A 16,626-nucleotide genomic window follows, 5' to 3' on the forward strand; every position below is an offset into this window, starting at 1 on the left:
AATTTATAAGGTATTTTTTATAAGTTGAATGTCTTTAAGGGTGTTGGCAATATTATTTTCTAATAATGTATAATTTGAAGTATTGATAATCTCTTTAGAAATTAGATTAGATCCCATTCCTACGCAGCATACTCCCGCTCTGAACCATTTTTCTATGTTTTCTTTTTCAGAAGTTACACCTCCAGTAGGCATAATACGTGTCCATGGTTGCGGACCTTTAATCGATTTAACAAATTCAGGTCCATAAATTGATCCAGGAAAGAGTTTAATAATTTCACAACCAAGTTCTTCTGCAGTTGCGATCTCTGTAAGACTTCCGCAGCCTGGCATCCATAAAACCTTTCTACGATTACATATCTTAGCAATATCTTCTCTTAATACTGGAGTAACTATAAAATTAGCACCCATTTGCATATATAAAGATGCTGCTGCAGCATCTGTAATAGAACCAACCCCTAAGAGCAATCCTGGAAGTTCTTTATTAGCATATTTAATTAATGCCGAAAATACTTCTTGAGCATTTATGCCACGGGCAGTAAACTCGATCGCTATTGCACCCCCTTTATAACAAGAGTTTAAAATTCTCTTAGCAATTTCAATATCATTATGATAAAAAAGAGGTACTAAACCCAGATTTGTTATGGTTTCTGCTACTATGGTTCGGTTGGTATAATTCATATATTATTAGTTACAATGTAATAATTTAATCCTTTTGTATTTTTATTAATATTTATCGAGCTACTAATGCAGCCTCATTCCCTGAAATTAGTTTTTCTACTTCAGAAACACTTACAAGATTATAATCTCCCGGTATAGAGTGTTTTAAACAACAAGTGGCCGCTGCAAAATCTATAACATATTGAAGGTTATCGGGTTGTTTTATAAGTCCGTATATAAGACCTCCCATAAAGGCATCTCCACTTCCAACTCTATCTACAACAGGAACAACCTCTCTTAAAGAGGCAACATATACTTTATTTTTATCATATAATACCCCTCCAATTTTTTGATGCGAAGCATTTAATGAATAGCGAAGAGTAGTAGCCATTACTTTAATGTTAGGAAAATGTTGTAAAAAAGAATCATATGCTTCAGATAGAATATTTGCTTGACTGTAATCGGGATTGATTTTTTCAAGTCCCGTCATTAAACATGCAGTATCTAAATCTCCCAATATGAGGTCACAATGTTTTAGCAATTCAGGCATTATTTCTGAAGGTTTTTTTCCATATTTCCATAATTTAGACCTGTAATTTAAGTCACATGAAACACTGATACCTAATGATTTTGCGACTTTTATAGCTTCTAAACACAGTGCTGATACTTCTGAAGACACTCCTGGGGAAATTCCACTCCAATGAAACCAATCTGCATTTTTAAAAATAGAGTTCCAATCAATTTCTCCAGTAGTTAAAGATGTAAAGGAAGAGGCCTCCCTGTCATACAGTACGTTACTAGCACGAGAAGAAGCACCAGTCTCTAAATAGTAAACCCCTAATCGATTCCCTTTTTTTTGAATGAAATTAGCACCTACATTCTTTTTTCTTATTTCTTCTAAGGCACGTATTCCTAATTCGCTATCAGGAATGCTAGTGATGAATTCAGTAGAGATATCAAAATTAGAGAGAGATACAGCAACATTAAACTCACTCCCTCCATACGTAGCGAGAAAGGAGTTTGCTTGAGAAAAGCGTAAATGTCTTTCCGTAGATAAACGGAGCATAATCTCGCCAAATGTTACTACTTTTTTCATATTACACTATATTAACAATTGCTTTAATAACCCCTGTTTTTGGGTCTAACCATGAGTCGAAATTAGATATCATATCCTTAAAATCTACCTCATGAGTAATAAAAGATTTAGTAGGGAACTCTTTAATATGATCTATAACAAATTGAAAATCTTCTCGAGTAGCATTTCGGCTGCAGAGCAATGTAGTTTCTTTAGCATGTATTTTAGGATGGGTAAAGGTGAGGTCTCCTTTAGATAACCCTACCAAAATATAGCTTCCGCCATGTGCCATGTAATTTATACCAGATTCCAATGCTCCTTTGTGCCCAGTTGCATCAAAAACTGCATCTGCCAAATTTCCATTGGTAATTTCCGCTACTTTCTCAACAGGATTTTTAGTAGCATTAACTACATGTTCTGCGCCTATTATCTCTTTTGTATATTGTAATCGACTATCATTCGTGTCTATGGCAATTACTTTTGCACCTTTTATCTGAGCCAATTTAATAATTCCGATTCCTATAGGTCCACAACCTACAACTACAATGGTATCCCCTTTTTTAGTTGAAGCACGCCTAAGAGCATGGGCTCCTATTGCTAAAGGTTCAATAATAGCAATCTCATTATCAGTTAGATTAGGAGCTGCCATTAATACTGACTCAGGAAGAATAACTTTTTCTTGCATTCCTCCGTCTGTATGAACCCCAAATACTCGAATATTTTGACAACAGTTTGTTTTTCCATTTTTACAGGCAATACAATTACCACAACTTAAATAAGGCATAATGACAATTTTGTCACCTTTTTTAAACTTACTTTCGGAATCTGCTTCAAGTACTTCGGAGGCTAACTCATGACCTAAAATTCTTGGATATGTAAAAAAAGCTTGATTACCAGCATAAGCATGTAAATCCGTGCCACAAATCCCAATTTTATTAATTTTTAAAAGAACTTCCCCTTTTTTTCTAGAAGGATCTTCTTTTTCCTTTAGCGTGAATTTTTTTGGCTCTTCACAGATTATATATTTCATATCGTTTAATTTAAAATTTAAAAAGAATACCCTTGAAGAGAGGGTATTCTAATAAAGCTAACTGCAAACTGAAAATAAATCAGTATTAGTTAATATATTTTATTATCTATTGAAGTTCAATCTTAAAAACATGTGCATAATCAGTAGGCTTTTTAGATGGTAATTCAACTTTTACTCCCGTTTCTTTTAGCTCCCAATTTATTTTTTCTGAAGAACCTAACATAGTTACATTCTTAATTTTTAGATCATAGTCTGCAATAGATTTTATGGTGATATCCTTTTCTGTAGGCCATGCCATCAAAGTAGCATATAGATTATTGTTACTGCTAGTAAAGCGTATATCATGCCCAGTGAACGGAACGTTATTCTTTTCTGAATGGTGACCTTTTTTAACTTTAGTAGGTCCTTCTCCAAAAGTTTTCCAATATTTAGTGTTGTATATAGCTTCTCCATTTACATCCAACCAATGTCCAATTTGTAATAAAATTTCTTTTTGATCATTAGGAATAGTACCATCAGATTTAGGACCTACATTTAAAAGTAAGTTCCCATTTTTGGAAACAACATCTACTAAATCGTCAATTAATTGATTGGTAGATTTAGACTCCCAATCGGTAACATAAGACCAAGAATTTTTTCCGATAGAAGTATCTGTTTGCCAAGGAAGTTTACGGATTCCAGGAAGTTTACCACGTTCTAAATCATAAACAACTGTTCCTTCTGGAAATGCTTCGTGGTCAAAATTTTTATCATTTATAACAACTTCTTTTCCCCATTCTATTCCTTTATTATAATAGTATGCAGCTATTTTTGGACGTAAGTCTGCGTAATCAGAAATATCTAAATAAAAATCAAACCAAAGAATATCTGGCTTGTAGTTATCAATCAAATCAGTTGTTCTTTCCCACCACATTTCTTTAAATTCATCAGAAACAGGTTCATTTATATCTTTTCCTTTAGGAGAATATAGGTCGGCATACTTCGGGTCCGTAGTGTCAAACTTATCTTTTTTATTATAAAAAGACCAATTAAAGGCATAGTGGGAGGAAGCTCCCATAATAAGACCTTGTTCTCTTCCTTCTTTAAATAGCTCTCCTAGGACATCTCTTTTAGGGCCCATGTTAACCGAATTCCATTTGGTAGTTTTAGCATCATACATGGCAAAACCATCATGATGATCGGCTACAGGGATAACATATTTAGCACCTGCCTTTTTAAAAAGTGTAATCCATTCTTTAGGATCAAACTTTTCAGCTTTAAACATGGGGATAAAATCTTTATATCCAAATTCTTTTTGGTCTCCCCATGTTTTTTTATGATAAAGATATGTATTATTAGGCCCCTTTTTCTCAAGGTTTAATTGTGCCGTAAATGTAGCCGTATCCATATACATTTGCCTTGGATACCATTCAGATCCATATGCAGGAACAGAATATGCTCCCCAATGAATAAATATTCCAAATTTATTATTATTAAACCATTCAGGGTCTTTATAGTTTTTTTTAATCGATTCCCAATTAGGCTCGAATACTACTTTACCTGTTTCAGAAGTTTCATTTTTAAGACCTTCATCTTTGGAAGTCTTTTTTGATTCATTTCCACAGGATAACAATGAAAATGCACAAATGGAGCAAAGGATAAACCTATTAATATATTTCATCTAAATTTAATTATGTTTAACGGTTATAGCTGTTACAAAGCTATTTGCTTGCTCCATTATTACGGGTAACAGATGTTTTAAAGGTTAAAACATATGGGTTTAGGTTGGTCTAATTAGTTTTTAACTACCACCTCTTGGTTTAGAGAATAGTAATTAGGTTTATTTAATAGCATCGTTAATTTAGAACTTCATATTTAAAAACTACTCTATTTTATGTTTTTGCACATTAATTAACCTTGATTATGTATGTGAGAAATAATTCACTATAACAAATGATTTTAATAGTACTACAGATTCTTAGTTTATTTTGACATGATATTAGGTTTGAATAGTTTTAGAAAAGGCATTTACCTTTCTATGGTTTTTTGTCTGTTATTATATGATTAAACCAACTACAAAACACTAACTATGAGAAGATATAAGCTCCTATTAGGTTTTTTAATATGCACAATACACTTTGCGGCGACATCTCAAAATAAACCAAATTTTATATTTGTACTTACCGATGATCAACCGTATGGTTATTTGGGATGTACAGGAAATGACATTGTAAGAACACCAAACATTGATAAAATAGCTAATGAAGGTGTGTTGTTTACCAACGCGCATGTTACGAGTGCTATTTGTACTCCTAGCAGAGTTTCCATATTATTAAGTCAGTATGAAAGAAAACACAATGTAAATTTTAATTCAGGAACGAGTGTAGCTCTTGATGCATGGAATAAATCATATCCAGTTATAATGCGTAATGCTGGTTATTATTCAGGTTGGGTAGGTAAGAATCATGCTCCTGTGGGTAAAGGAGGGTATTCAAGTGGTGTAATGGAGTCTAGTTTTGATTACTGGTACGCTGGTCATGGTCATTTAGGATTTTATCCTAAAGAAAAACATGAAATATTTAACGATGCTATTGCAGATACTCAGGTTGAAATAATTCAAGAGGGAGTGAATGATTTTTTAGACCCTAATGAAAGACGATTAAATGGAGCGATACATTTTTTAGAACACAGACCCGAGGATAAACCTTTTATATTATCTATTAATTTTAATCTTCCTCATGGTGCAAGCACAAGTACTATGGAGATGAGATCTACTGATGATAGTATCTATAAGACTCTATATAGAGATATAGAAATACCACTTCCAATTAATTACGTAGCCAAAAAAGATATAACAACTCCAAAGTTACCAGCAGATTTGTTCAAAGTTGACGAGCGTCAAGATATCTATGATTATGTTGATAAACCTTCCGATTTAAAAGAAAGATATATTAGACAGTTAGCTGCTATGACTGGTATTGATAGATTAATTGGTAGGTTGAGAGCTAAATTAAAAGAAGTAGGTGTAGCTGAAAATACAATTATTATTTTCACTTCAGATCATGGATTGTTTATGGGAGAAAATGGTATTGGAGGGAAAGCATTATGTTATGAAAAAACCACTCATGTACCCTTAATTGTTTTAGATCCACGTTTGCCCAAAACATTTAAGGGACGTAAAATTGATGCTCTCGTACAAACTATTGATATAGCTCCAACAATTTTATCCATGGCAGGTATAAAGAAGCCGAGTGTATTTCAAGGAAAAGATATTTCAGCAATTCTAAATAACAAAAAACAGGAAGTTCGAGATTATCTGTACACTGAAAATTTATGGTCTACTCAATTTGGAAATCCCAGATGTGAGTCTATTCAGAATAAAAAATTCAAGTATATAAGGTACTATGCTAATAAAACATTTCCTGCTTCTAAGAAAATAGAGATAGCAAAAGAATTAGGCTTGCCAATAGCAAAAATGTTGTATACCGTACACGATACCGATATCGCAATTTATAGAGACTATGTAGAATCACCCTTAAGAGGAGAACAACCTGTGTATGAAGAATTATATGATTTAGAGAGAGATCCTACTGAACAAAAAAATATTATAGAAGATCCAAATTATAATAAGGATTTAGAAGCTTTAAAAGTAGCCTGGAGTACGGCTATTAAAGAGGCTAGAACAGAAGAAGAGCCTAAAGTATTCCGATATACTGTTGAAAGTCAATATGAATTGAATCAGAAATTACAACTGGAATAACTATCGCGTTTTTATATATGTTATTGACTGAAGGATGTTGTTTTTTTATTTAATACTTAAAATTAATTATAAATACTATTTAAATGAGGCTAATAATTTTTTATTTAATTTATTTATTATCAAGTTTTCATGTGTATTCTCAAGAGCGTTATCTTCCAGATTGGGAATCTTTAAAGAGACATCAAACACCAAAGTGGTTTATGGATGCTAAGTTCGGCATATACTGTCATTGGGGGCCATATTCAGTTCCAGCTTTTGAAAATGAATGGTACGCTCATTGGATGTATGTGAATGCTGATAATCCTGAAGCTAAGAATGGGAAACCAAGTAAGTTCTATGAACACCATGTAAAAACGTATGGGACTTTAGATACGTTTGGATACAAAGATTTTATCCCCATGTTTAAGGCTGAAAAGTTTGATGCAGAGCAATGGGCTGATTTATTTGAAAAAGCTGGAGCAAAATTTGCTGGTCCTGTTTCAGAACATGCGGATGGATTTGCAATGTGGGATAGTAGTATTACAAAATGGGACGCTATGGATATGGGTCCTAAGCGTGATATTATGGGAGAATTGTCGGAAGCGATTAGAAAAAGAGGAATGAAATTTATAGCAACTTATCATAGGCAATGGTTGTATGGATGGTATCCCACTTGGGATAAAACCACAGACGCTTCTAATTCAAAATATGCAGGTTTATATGGGCCTTTATTAAAAAAGGGAGATTTCCAATATCCTCTTTTCACAGATGAAATAGATAAAGGAATTGATCGATACTATCCTGTAGCAGGGAAAAAGTTTAATGAAGAATGGTTGGCTCGATTAAAAGAAATTATAGATAAATATAGTCCTGATATGGTTTGGTTTGATAATAAAATGGATGTTATAGATACAAAATATAGAAAGGAGTTCTTAAGCTATTATTATAATGATGCCGCTAAGCAAGGAAGAGAAGTAGTCTCTACTTATAAATTCTATGATTTTGAGAAAGGTACAGCCGTGTTAGATTTAGAAAGATCTAGAATGAGCGACAAAATGGACTTCCCATGGCTTACTGATGATTCGATAGACTGGAAATCTTGGAGTCATGTAGCAAATCCTGACTATAAATCTGCCAATAGAATTATAGATTTTTTAGTAGATGTTGTAAGTAAAAATGGATGTTTATTACTCAATATAACTCCTAAAGCTAATGGAGAAATACCAATTCCAGTTCAAGAGCGATTATTAAAAATTGGAGGTTGGTTAAAAGTAAATGGAGAAGCAATATATGGAACAAGGCCGTGGAAGATATATGGAGAAGGTGACGCAACTGTAACGGAAGGTCACTTAAGCGAACATAATAATCCTGATAATACAGATAAAGATATTCGATTTACCGTCAATGGCACTGTTCTTTATGCTATAGCATTAGCTTGGCCAGAAGATGGGTTTATAGAAATTAGTACATTAAAAAAAAGTAATCCATACTTAGATAAAGAAATAACTTCTATTGAATTACTGGGATATAATAAAAATATCAACTTCGTCCAGGGTTCTGATAATTTGAGAATTGAAATGCCTGCAAAGAAAATAGGAGATTATGCTTATGCTTTTAAAATCATCACTAAGGCATATTAAATACTTCTTATATGTATCGTTAATTACTGTAAGTTGTAGGTAATATTATTACTCTTTGATAATCAGTGTTTAATAATGTTTTTAATACATATGTTAATCATATGTTATAGTAATAGAACCATCTATAACGTTGTAGTCTGTATAGTTTCTTCAAATTGCAGCATACAAATTATCTAACAATTATTAAATTATGAATCTCACCGAGCATTTCAAAAAAAGGAGTATTGAGAACAAATATTTATGGTGTTTGTTTTTAATCTTCGCTATGGTAAGTGCAAATGCACAAACCAAAACTTTAACAGGAACTGTTGCAGACAGCCAAGGGCCATTGCCTGGGGTAAATGTAATAGTTAAAGGTACTACTAATGGAATCACTACAGATTTTGATGGGAACTTCGAAGTTTCCAATGTCACTGTAGGAGATGTTTTGTCTTTTTCTTATATCGGCTTTAAATCTAAAGAAGTAGAAGTAACTTCTCTAGATCCATTGAATGTTATAATGGAAGAAGATACGCAAGCTTTAGATGAAGTTGTTGTTATTGGGTATGGTACTCAGAAAAAATCAGATTTAACAGGTTCAGTCGGCCAAGTAGACGGGGGAGACATCGATAAGTATACTTACTCTGATGCCTCTCAAGCCCTACAAGGGAGAATGGCAGGAGTTAGTGTAGAAGCAAATGGTGGAGCTCCTGGAGCAAATGCTATTGTAACTATTAGAGGGTCTAGCACATTATCTGATGCAGGTCCATTATACGTAATAGACGGAATGTTTACAGATAATATGAATGCTTTAAATCCATCAGATATAGAATCTATATCTGTGCTTAAAGATGCTTCAGCTGCTGCAATTTATGGTTCTAGAGCAGCTAACGGAGTTATTATTGTAACCACAAAAAAGGGTAAAGCAGGAAAAGTAGGAATCGATTTTGATTACAGTTATGGATTTCAAAAAGCTGCAAATAAATTGGATTGGGCGAACTCACGTCAATATGCAGATATTGTTAATAGAGCTCGTGACAATGATGGGAATCCGAGATTTCCAGCAAACGATTCTCAATTCAATCCGAATATAGATAGTGATATTCAAGAAGAAACACTTAGAACTGCTCCAGTTTTAAATGCTAACGCGAGAGTTTATGGAGGAAGTGAAAATCTAACATATAGTTTGTCATTAAATCATTTAAATCAAGATGGGATTATAAAAGAGTCTAGTTTTAAAAGAACCACAGTGAGAGCTAATGGTACTTTCAATCTAGGGAAATTTAAACTGGAAAGTACAATTGGACTTACAAGATCTGAAGACAATCCAAATAATTATTTCGGAAAGGAAAGGGATATCCTACCCACTATAAATATTTATGATGAGGATGGAAATTTTAATGGTTCTGATATTCCAGATGTACCAGGAGCACCTTCTTTATCTGCATTTTATGGAATTGGAAACATTAGAAATTCATTAGGAACAGCTACATTAGAAGACAGAACTGTAACAAGAAATACTGTTTTGGGTAGTATTGCCGCTTCCTATGAAATTGTAGACGGATTAACCTATAAACTAAATTTAGGTTTAGATAGTTATGCAGATAATAACTATACGTTTACACCATCTTATTATTTTAATGCAGGTACTTATGGAAATGAGCCATTTGCAGAATTAAGAGAAACAAATACAAATTACATCTCTACTTTAATAGAGAATACATTAACCTATGCTAAGGTTTTTGGTAAGCATAACATAAATCTAATAGGCGGTTATACAGACCAAGTTATTAATAATAGATATTTAGGTGTAGTTGCTCGTAAGTTTCCTTCTAATGATATTAGAGTAGCTTCTGCTGCTGAAGATAGAGCAGAAATGCCATCTGCTGATTTAACAAAAGGAATACGCTCTTACTTTGGAAGATTGAGTTACTCTTTTGATAGTCGTTATCTATTAACAGCTACCGTTCGTCGTGATGGATCATCATTATTTAAAGAAGATTTAAGATGGGGAACATTTCCTTCTGTAGCTTTAGGATGGAACATAAGTAATGAAAAATTTATGGAGGACGTGACTTTTATATCTAATTTAAAACTTAGAGCTAGTTACGGTGAAGTAGGTTCAGATAATGTAAATATTTATTCAATAAGTCCAGAGCTTAACTTAAATAGTGAATATCCGCTAGGTGAAGATCAGCACAGAGAACCTGGGTACTCTATCACCAAAGGAGTAAATGATAATATTACATGGGAAACCAGTAAGACCACAGATATAGGATTGGAATTTGCCACATTAAATAATCGATTAAAGTTTACGATGGATTACTTTAATAAAGATTCTGAAGATGTGTTAGTAGAATTAGCATTACCATTATATACAGGATTTGCAAACAGAGTTCCTTTCAATACAGCTAGTATTACCAATAAAGGTTTTGAGTTTTTAGCTAGTTACGCACAGTCATTTGGAGACTTTATGTTTAACGTTAGTGGAAACTTTACTGTTTTAGATAATGAAGTAACGGCTTTAGGAGATGCAACTCCAATTGTAGAAGGGGAATTTACAGATAACGGACTTAAAAGTACTCGAACAGATGTAGGGCAACCTGTTTCTTCTTTCTACGGATATGTTACAGATGGGATTTATCAAACAGATGCCGAAGCGGCAGCTGCTAACAGTGCATACAGCCCACAGGCGGGAGATATTAGATTTAAAGATTTAAATGGAGACGGTCAAATTGATTCAGAAGATCAAGAGTTTTTAGGAAGTCCGGCACCAGATTTACAATACGGTTTCAATATTACGGCACAGTATAAAGGCTTCGATTTAAACATGTTTTTTAATGGAGTATCAGGAAATAAAATATTGAATTCTAATTTATATAGAGGATATTTTGATACTGAAGGAAATTACCTTGCAGGAGCTTTAAACGCATGGACTCCAACAAATACAGACACTAATATACCAAGAAACACACAAGTAGACCCTGGATTTAATAGAAGAATGTCAGACTTTTATCTTGAAAGTGGTAATTACTTTAGGTTGAGAAATATGCAAATAGGATACACATTGCCTATAGATATTAGTGAACAAATGAAAATGTCTAAACTTCGTTTATATTTTTCAGCAAGTAATGTATTTACCATTACAGATTATACAGGTTATTATCCAGAAGTAGGAAGAAATACAAGAGGAAACTCTAGTAGAGTATTCAGTTCTGGAGTAGATGAAGGTTCATACCCAACAGCTAGATCTTTTCAACTTGGATTACAAGTGTCATTTTAATTAAAAAAATATAGTAATGAAGAAAAACATAATAAAAGCAAGTTTGTATTTATTCGTGGCCACTATAGCTGTCATTGTTTATGGTTGTAGAAAAGACGATATACTAGACCAAGAAAATCCAAATGCAATTACTCCAGATTCCTTTTGGAATACAGAAGAGGATGCTACAAAAGGTATTATCGGAGCCTATAGTCCTTTTACACACATATGGTATTATAGTAGATTCGAAATATTTTTATCAGACTATAGGGATGATGTAGTAAATGCATTTGGAACTTCAGAACGTACCGCAGCTGGATCTTTTAATGGAATATCGACCTCTAATGGAGCGTTTTGGGTATGGAGTGCCATGTACCAAGGAGTTACAAGAGCTAATGAAGTAATAGCAAATGTTCCTAATATAGATATGAATGCCACTACGAGAGATAATATCGTAGGAGAAGCATATTTTATCCGAGCATATAATTATTTTCATTTATTAAATAACTGGAAAAATGTTCCTTTAATTACTGTTCCAATAAGCGATATAGAAAATCCTAAAAATTTAGAACAAGCAAACCCAGCTGATGTTTGGGCACAGATTGAATCTGATTTAAAAGAAGCACAAAATTTACTTCCAGACTCATGGCCAGCAGAATTTAAAGGGCGTGTAACAGCTGGTACAGCTATTGGGTTACTTGGTAAAGTATATTTATATGAAGGTAAATATATGGAGTCCAAAACTGAGTTTATGAAAATTATGGATGGACGTTATGAATTAATGGCAAACTATGCTGATAATTTTACTGAAGCAGCTGAAAATAATAAAGAGTCGTTGTTCGAAATCCAATTAGTAGCAGATGGTAGTCAAGGATGGGGAGGAGATGCTCCCGGAGCAGGAAAAGGAGCTGCATTTCATCCAGATCTAGCACCAAAAGGATTTACAGGTCAAGATGGAATGCGAATTAATGATTGGGTGTTAGATTTATTCTTAGATGAAAGAACAGTAAATGGAGAGATTGACCCAAGAACATACACAACATTATTTTTTAATTCCGAAGAAACTACAACCTACGAAGGAGAAGAGTTAAAATCTACTACTTACGGTAATAGAACATACCAAGAAGCTTACCCAGGAGAAAATACAGTATGGGGTAATAAATGGTTAGATATAGAATATGGAGAATATACAGGTGCTCAAGATGAGGGTTGGCATCAATCGGGTAATAACCTTAGACTATTGCGTTATGCAGATGTTTTATTGATGTTTGCAGAAGCAGAGTTTAAATTAAATGGTTCTACTCAAGCGGCTTTAGATGCTATCAACGAGGTGAGAAATCGTGTAGACATGCCAGCTTTTACGAGTATTACAATGCAGGATATTGAGGACGAACGTATAAAAGAGCTTAGTTTAGAGCGATCTCGTTATTTTGACTTATTGCGTTGGGATAAAGTTAAAGAGCGTATTGTGGATAATCCTCAATTTAAATCAGAAAGTGGGGGAACATCTTCATATAAACCAGGAAAAGAATATATTGATATTCCACAGAATGAAATAGATTCAAATCCTAACTTTGAGCATAACCCAGGCTATTAATATAAAATACTCTTAGAATGTAAAGAGGAGCTACAAAATATAGTTCCTCTTTACTATTTTAATCTTATATTAGATGAGAGAATTAAAAAAATTTAAACTGTTTTAAATTATTCATATGATATTGAATTTTAGATATAGCTTTTTATTTATTTCAATTTGTTTACTATTAAATTCCTGTCAGCAGGATAATGCTAAACAGTTTACTTTAGTTGAAGCTGAAAAATCTGGAATTGCATTTAAAAATTCAATCACAGAAACAGACTCCCTTAATTATTTTAGCTTTCCATATATGTATAATGGTGCAGGAGTAGGTGTTGGTGATTTTAATAATGACGGTTTAGAAGACATTTTTTTTGCTGGAAATGAAACTTCTTCAAAACTATATATTAATGAAGGAGATTTTAAGTTTAAAGATATTACAGAAAAAGCGGGATTAGAAACCAATGTTTGGTGTAATGGTGTTTCTATTATCGACATTAACCAAGATGGTTTACAAGATATTTATATCAGCGTTGGAGGATTTTCAGATAATCAAAAAAGAAAAAATAAGTTATATATAAATAATGGAGATCTTACTTTTAGTGAACAATCAGCAGTATATGGAATAGATGACAACGGCTATTCAACGCAATCTACTTTTTTTGATTATGATAATGATGGAGACCTTGATCTATACATATTAACACATGCAAACGAACCTACAACTAAAATTGATAAGCTTTATACGTTAACTGATGGCACAGGACCGAGTACAGACAGATTATATGAAAATGTAGGATTTATAGATGGACATATAAGATATAAAAATGTTTCTAATATAGCAGGAATTACGATTGAAGGCTATGGATTAGGAATTGCGGTTTTGGATATAAATAAGGATGGTTACCAAGATTTATATATAGCTAATGATTATGTTGCTGATGATATACTTTATGTTAATAATAAAAATGGAACTTTTACTAACCATGCAAAAAACTATTTTAAACAAACTAGTAGAAATAGCATGGGAATTGATGCAGCAGATATAAATAATGACCAATTGGTGGATATCGTTACATTAGATATGCTTCCGCAGTCAAATCTTCGTAAAAAGACAATGACTGCAAATATGAATCATGAGCATTATAGGGAGTTAATTAAAAAAGGGTATTCACCTCAATTTATTAGAAATGCACTGCAATTAAATAGAGGTCAAGGGGCAAATGATCACCCTGTTTTTAGTGAAGTTGGACGACTCGCAGGTATCTTTGAAACAGATTGGAGCTGGTCGCCTTTGTTAGCAGATTATGATAACAATGGTAAGAAAGATTTATACATAAGCAATGGATTTATGCGTGATATTACAGATCATGATTTTCAAGAATACTCTAGTCAGACAACCATATTTGTAAAGGGTTCTGGAAAAATTTCTAAAACTGATATTTTACAGAAATTGCAAAGCTTAGAGAGTATAGAATTGCCTAATTTTTTATACAGTAATGAAGGAGATTTACATTTTAAGGATCGTACCAAAGAATGGGGGTTATCCCATGCCTCTTTATCAAATGGAGCTGCTTATGCTGACTTTAATAATGACGGGAATTTAGACTTAGTTGTTAATAACCTTAATTCTCCAGCTTTTTTATATAGAAATAATGGAAATTTAAATAAGGAAAACCATTACATACAGATTAAATTAGAAGGAGAGAGCGGGAATTTGAATGGTATTGGAGCTAGTATAACAACATATTTACCTAATAATGTAGTTCTTTCTAATGATGTTTTTCCTGTACGAGGATTTATGTCTTCTTCAAGTATAAAAACACACATTGGTTTAGGGAGGGAGAATATAGTAGACTCCATAGTTATTAAGTGGCCTAATAATACTCAGCAAACATATAAGGAGCTTGCTGTAGACTCTACTTATGTTTTTAAACAAGAGTCAATTTCAATTGGAAAAAGTAAAGAAGATAGAAGCTATCTATTCACAGAACTCTCCGATAGTTTACACTTAAAATATATTCCTGTTGAGAATGATAACAATGACTTTAGACAGGAGCCATTATTAATGCACCTCAATGATAATAATGGGCCTTCTGTGGCAGTTGGAGACGTTAATGGTGATGGATTAGATGATCTTTTTATGGGTGGGCCTCGCTATCAAAATGGATCATTTTTTATTCAAAAAGGTGATGGAACTTTTATATCAAGACCATTATTAGGTTCAGATAAATTTGAAGATATGGGAGCTTTATTCCTTGATGTAGATAATGATGGTGATCAAGATTTATATGTCGTTAGTGGAGGAAGTTCGGTTAAGTTTTATAATCGTGGTCATTATCAAGATAGGTTATATCTTAACGATGGTACAGGAAACTTCTTATTAGATACTGATGCTTTACCTGAGATAAAATCTAGCGGTAGTTGTGTTATAGCTGGAGATTATGATAATGATGGTGATTTAGACCTTTTTATCGGGGGGATGATAGAACCTGGATCTTTCCCAACAAGTCCAAAGAGTTATCTTTTGCAGAATAACGGAGGAAAATTTACAGATGTAACAAATACAATTCCGAATCTTCAAAAAGCAGGGATGGTACGTGGAGCTTTATTTAGTGATTATGACAATGATAATGATGTTGATTTATTATTAGTAGGGGAATGGATGCCTATAATGCTTTTTGAAAATAATGGAGGAGAGTTTGTTTTAAATAATGAGGGAGAATTGTTTGCTCATAAAGGATGGTATAATAGCATAGCTGGTGGAGATATGGATAATGATGGGGATATTGATTATATAGTTGGGAATATAGGTGAGAATACAGTATATAAGGCTACAAATGATAAGCCGATCCGAATGTATGTTAAAGATTTTGATACCAATAATAGCTTGGACCCAATAATTACAAGAGATATCCAAAATAAAGAAGTTCCAGTAGCACCGAGGGGTCTTTTGGGATCTCAATTAAGAATGTTATATAAGGCGTTTCCTTCATATAATGACTATGCTAATGCCAATATGAATCAGTTTTTAAAAGTTTTAGACACTACAGGAATGAAAGTGTTAGAGATAAATACGAATGCTTCCAGCTACATTGAAAATTTAGGAAACGGAAAGTTTAAGTTTAAAGACTTACCATTAGAGGCGCAATTTTCACCAATTTTTGGAATACAAATTCAAGATCTAGATCAGGATGGAAATCTTGATATTTTAGGAGTTGGTAATTATTATCAAACGGAGGTTATTTCGGGGAGGTATGATGCAGGAAAGGGGATTGTCTTAAGAGGAAATGGAAAAGGAGATTTTAATAATATATCACTAGATGAAAGTAATTTTTTAGTTGATAATGATGCTAAATCCATTGCTCGTTTACAATGGAAAGATCAACTTCTCTGGATTGTAGGTGGTAACGCTAGCAAAACATTAGCTTATAAACAAACTAATACCGCTAATAAAGCTAAACTAGTTAAGTTTGAAGAGAAAGATAATTTCGCAATTATTTATTTAAATAGTAATAAGATTACTAAAGTAGAAAATTATAAAGGAGAAGGATACTTATCACAAGCTTCCGCTACTTTATACTGGAATCCTGATGTCATGAAAAAAATAGAGTTTTTTGATAAAGATGGTGAATTATTGAGAACTTACGATCATAGCTTTAAATAATAGATATTTTATTGATAGGATC

At 33.0% G+C, this 16,626-nt stretch carries 9 protein-coding genes; 5 read left to right on the forward strand and 4 right to left on the reverse strand.

What is annotated here, in order from left to right; all coding sequences use genetic code 11:
• Positions 1–3 precede the first annotated feature (3 nt).
• From JM658_RS15500 to JM658_RS15515, 4 genes are all read right to left on the reverse strand, one after another.
• Positions 4–678: a bifunctional 4-hydroxy-2-oxoglutarate aldolase/2-dehydro-3-deoxy-phosphogluconate aldolase gene (locus JM658_RS15500; protein ID WP_236960398.1), complete on the reverse strand. Its 675-nt coding sequence runs from the start codon at positions 676–678 to the stop codon at positions 4–6.
• A gap of 52 nt (positions 679–730) precedes the next feature.
• Entirely contained in the window at positions 731–1,753 is a 1,023-nt protein-coding gene (locus JM658_RS15505) for a sugar kinase (RefSeq protein WP_236960400.1), read from the reverse strand.
• 1 nt (position 1,754) lies between these two features.
• A complete protein-coding gene (locus JM658_RS15510) occupies positions 1,755–2,762 on the reverse strand; it encodes a zinc-binding alcohol dehydrogenase family protein (RefSeq protein ID WP_236960402.1) in 1,008 nt (335 codons plus the stop codon).
• A gap of 106 nt (positions 2,763–2,868) precedes the next feature.
• Entirely contained in the window at positions 2,869–4,422 is a 1,554-nt protein-coding gene (locus tag JM658_RS15515) for an alpha-L-fucosidase (RefSeq protein ID WP_236960404.1), read from the reverse strand.
• 408 nt (positions 4,423–4,830) lie between these two features.
• On the opposite strand from JM658_RS15515, the gene JM658_RS15520 reads away from it, so the two are divergent.
• The 5 genes from JM658_RS15520 (at position 4,831) to JM658_RS15540 (ending at position 16,604) form a co-directional block, all read left to right on the forward strand.
• Entirely contained in the window at positions 4,831–6,501 is a 1,671-nt protein-coding gene (locus tag JM658_RS15520; RefSeq protein WP_236960406.1) for a sulfatase-like hydrolase/transferase, read from the forward strand.
• An 83-nt stretch (positions 6,502–6,584) separates the two neighbouring features.
• The gene (locus JM658_RS15525) at positions 6,585–8,120 is read left to right on the forward strand and encodes an alpha-L-fucosidase (RefSeq protein WP_236960408.1); all 1,536 of its coding nucleotides are present in this window, start codon (positions 6,585–6,587) and stop codon (positions 8,118–8,120) included.
• A 190-nt stretch (positions 8,121–8,310) separates the two neighbouring features.
• The gene (locus JM658_RS15530; RefSeq protein ID WP_236960416.1) at positions 8,311–11,382 is read left to right on the forward strand and encodes a SusC/RagA family TonB-linked outer membrane protein; all 3,072 of its coding nucleotides are present in this window, start codon (positions 8,311–8,313) and stop codon (positions 11,380–11,382) included.
• A gap of 16 nt (positions 11,383–11,398) precedes the next feature.
• Entirely contained in the window at positions 11,399–12,958 is a 1,560-nt protein-coding gene (locus JM658_RS15535) for a RagB/SusD family nutrient uptake outer membrane protein (RefSeq protein WP_236960426.1), read from the forward strand.
• A 115-nt stretch (positions 12,959–13,073) separates the two neighbouring features.
• Positions 13,074–16,604 (forward strand): VCBS repeat-containing protein, encoded by a 3,531-nt coding sequence (locus tag JM658_RS15540; protein ID WP_236960435.1) that lies wholly within the window; start codon positions 13,074–13,076, stop codon positions 16,602–16,604.
• Positions 16,605–16,626: the final 22 nt, after the last annotated feature.

The sequence above is a fragment of the Joostella atrarenae genome (assembly GCF_021764745.1).
Taxonomy (GTDB): Bacteria; Bacteroidota; Bacteroidia; order Flavobacteriales; family Flavobacteriaceae; genus Galbibacter; species Galbibacter atrarenae.

Coding starts and splice junctions, on each gene's coding strand:
- JM658_RS15505 (WP_236960400.1), bottom strand. CDS start 1,753: ATGAAAAAAGTAGTAACATTTGGCGAGATTATGCTCCGTTTATCTACG.
- JM658_RS15515 (WP_236960404.1), bottom strand. CDS start 4,422: ATGAAATATATTAATAGGTTTATCCTTTGCTCCATTTGTGCATTTTCA.
- JM658_RS15540 (WP_236960435.1), top strand. CDS start 13,074: ATGATATTGAATTTTAGATATAGCTTTTTATTTATTTCAATTTGTTTA.
- JM658_RS15500 (WP_236960398.1), bottom strand. CDS start 678: ATGAATTATACCAACCGAACCATAGTAGCAGAAACCATAACAAATCTG.
- JM658_RS15535 (WP_236960426.1), top strand. CDS start 11,399: ATGAAGAAAAACATAATAAAAGCAAGTTTGTATTTATTCGTGGCCACT.
- JM658_RS15530 (WP_236960416.1), top strand. CDS start 8,311: ATGAATCTCACCGAGCATTTCAAAAAAAGGAGTATTGAGAACAAATAT.
- JM658_RS15510 (WP_236960402.1), bottom strand. CDS start 2,762: ATGAAATATATAATCTGTGAAGAGCCAAAAAAATTCACGCTAAAGGAA.
- JM658_RS15525 (WP_236960408.1), top strand. CDS start 6,585: ATGAGGCTAATAATTTTTTATTTAATTTATTTATTATCAAGTTTTCAT.
- JM658_RS15520 (WP_236960406.1), top strand. CDS start 4,831: ATGAGAAGATATAAGCTCCTATTAGGTTTTTTAATATGCACAATACAC.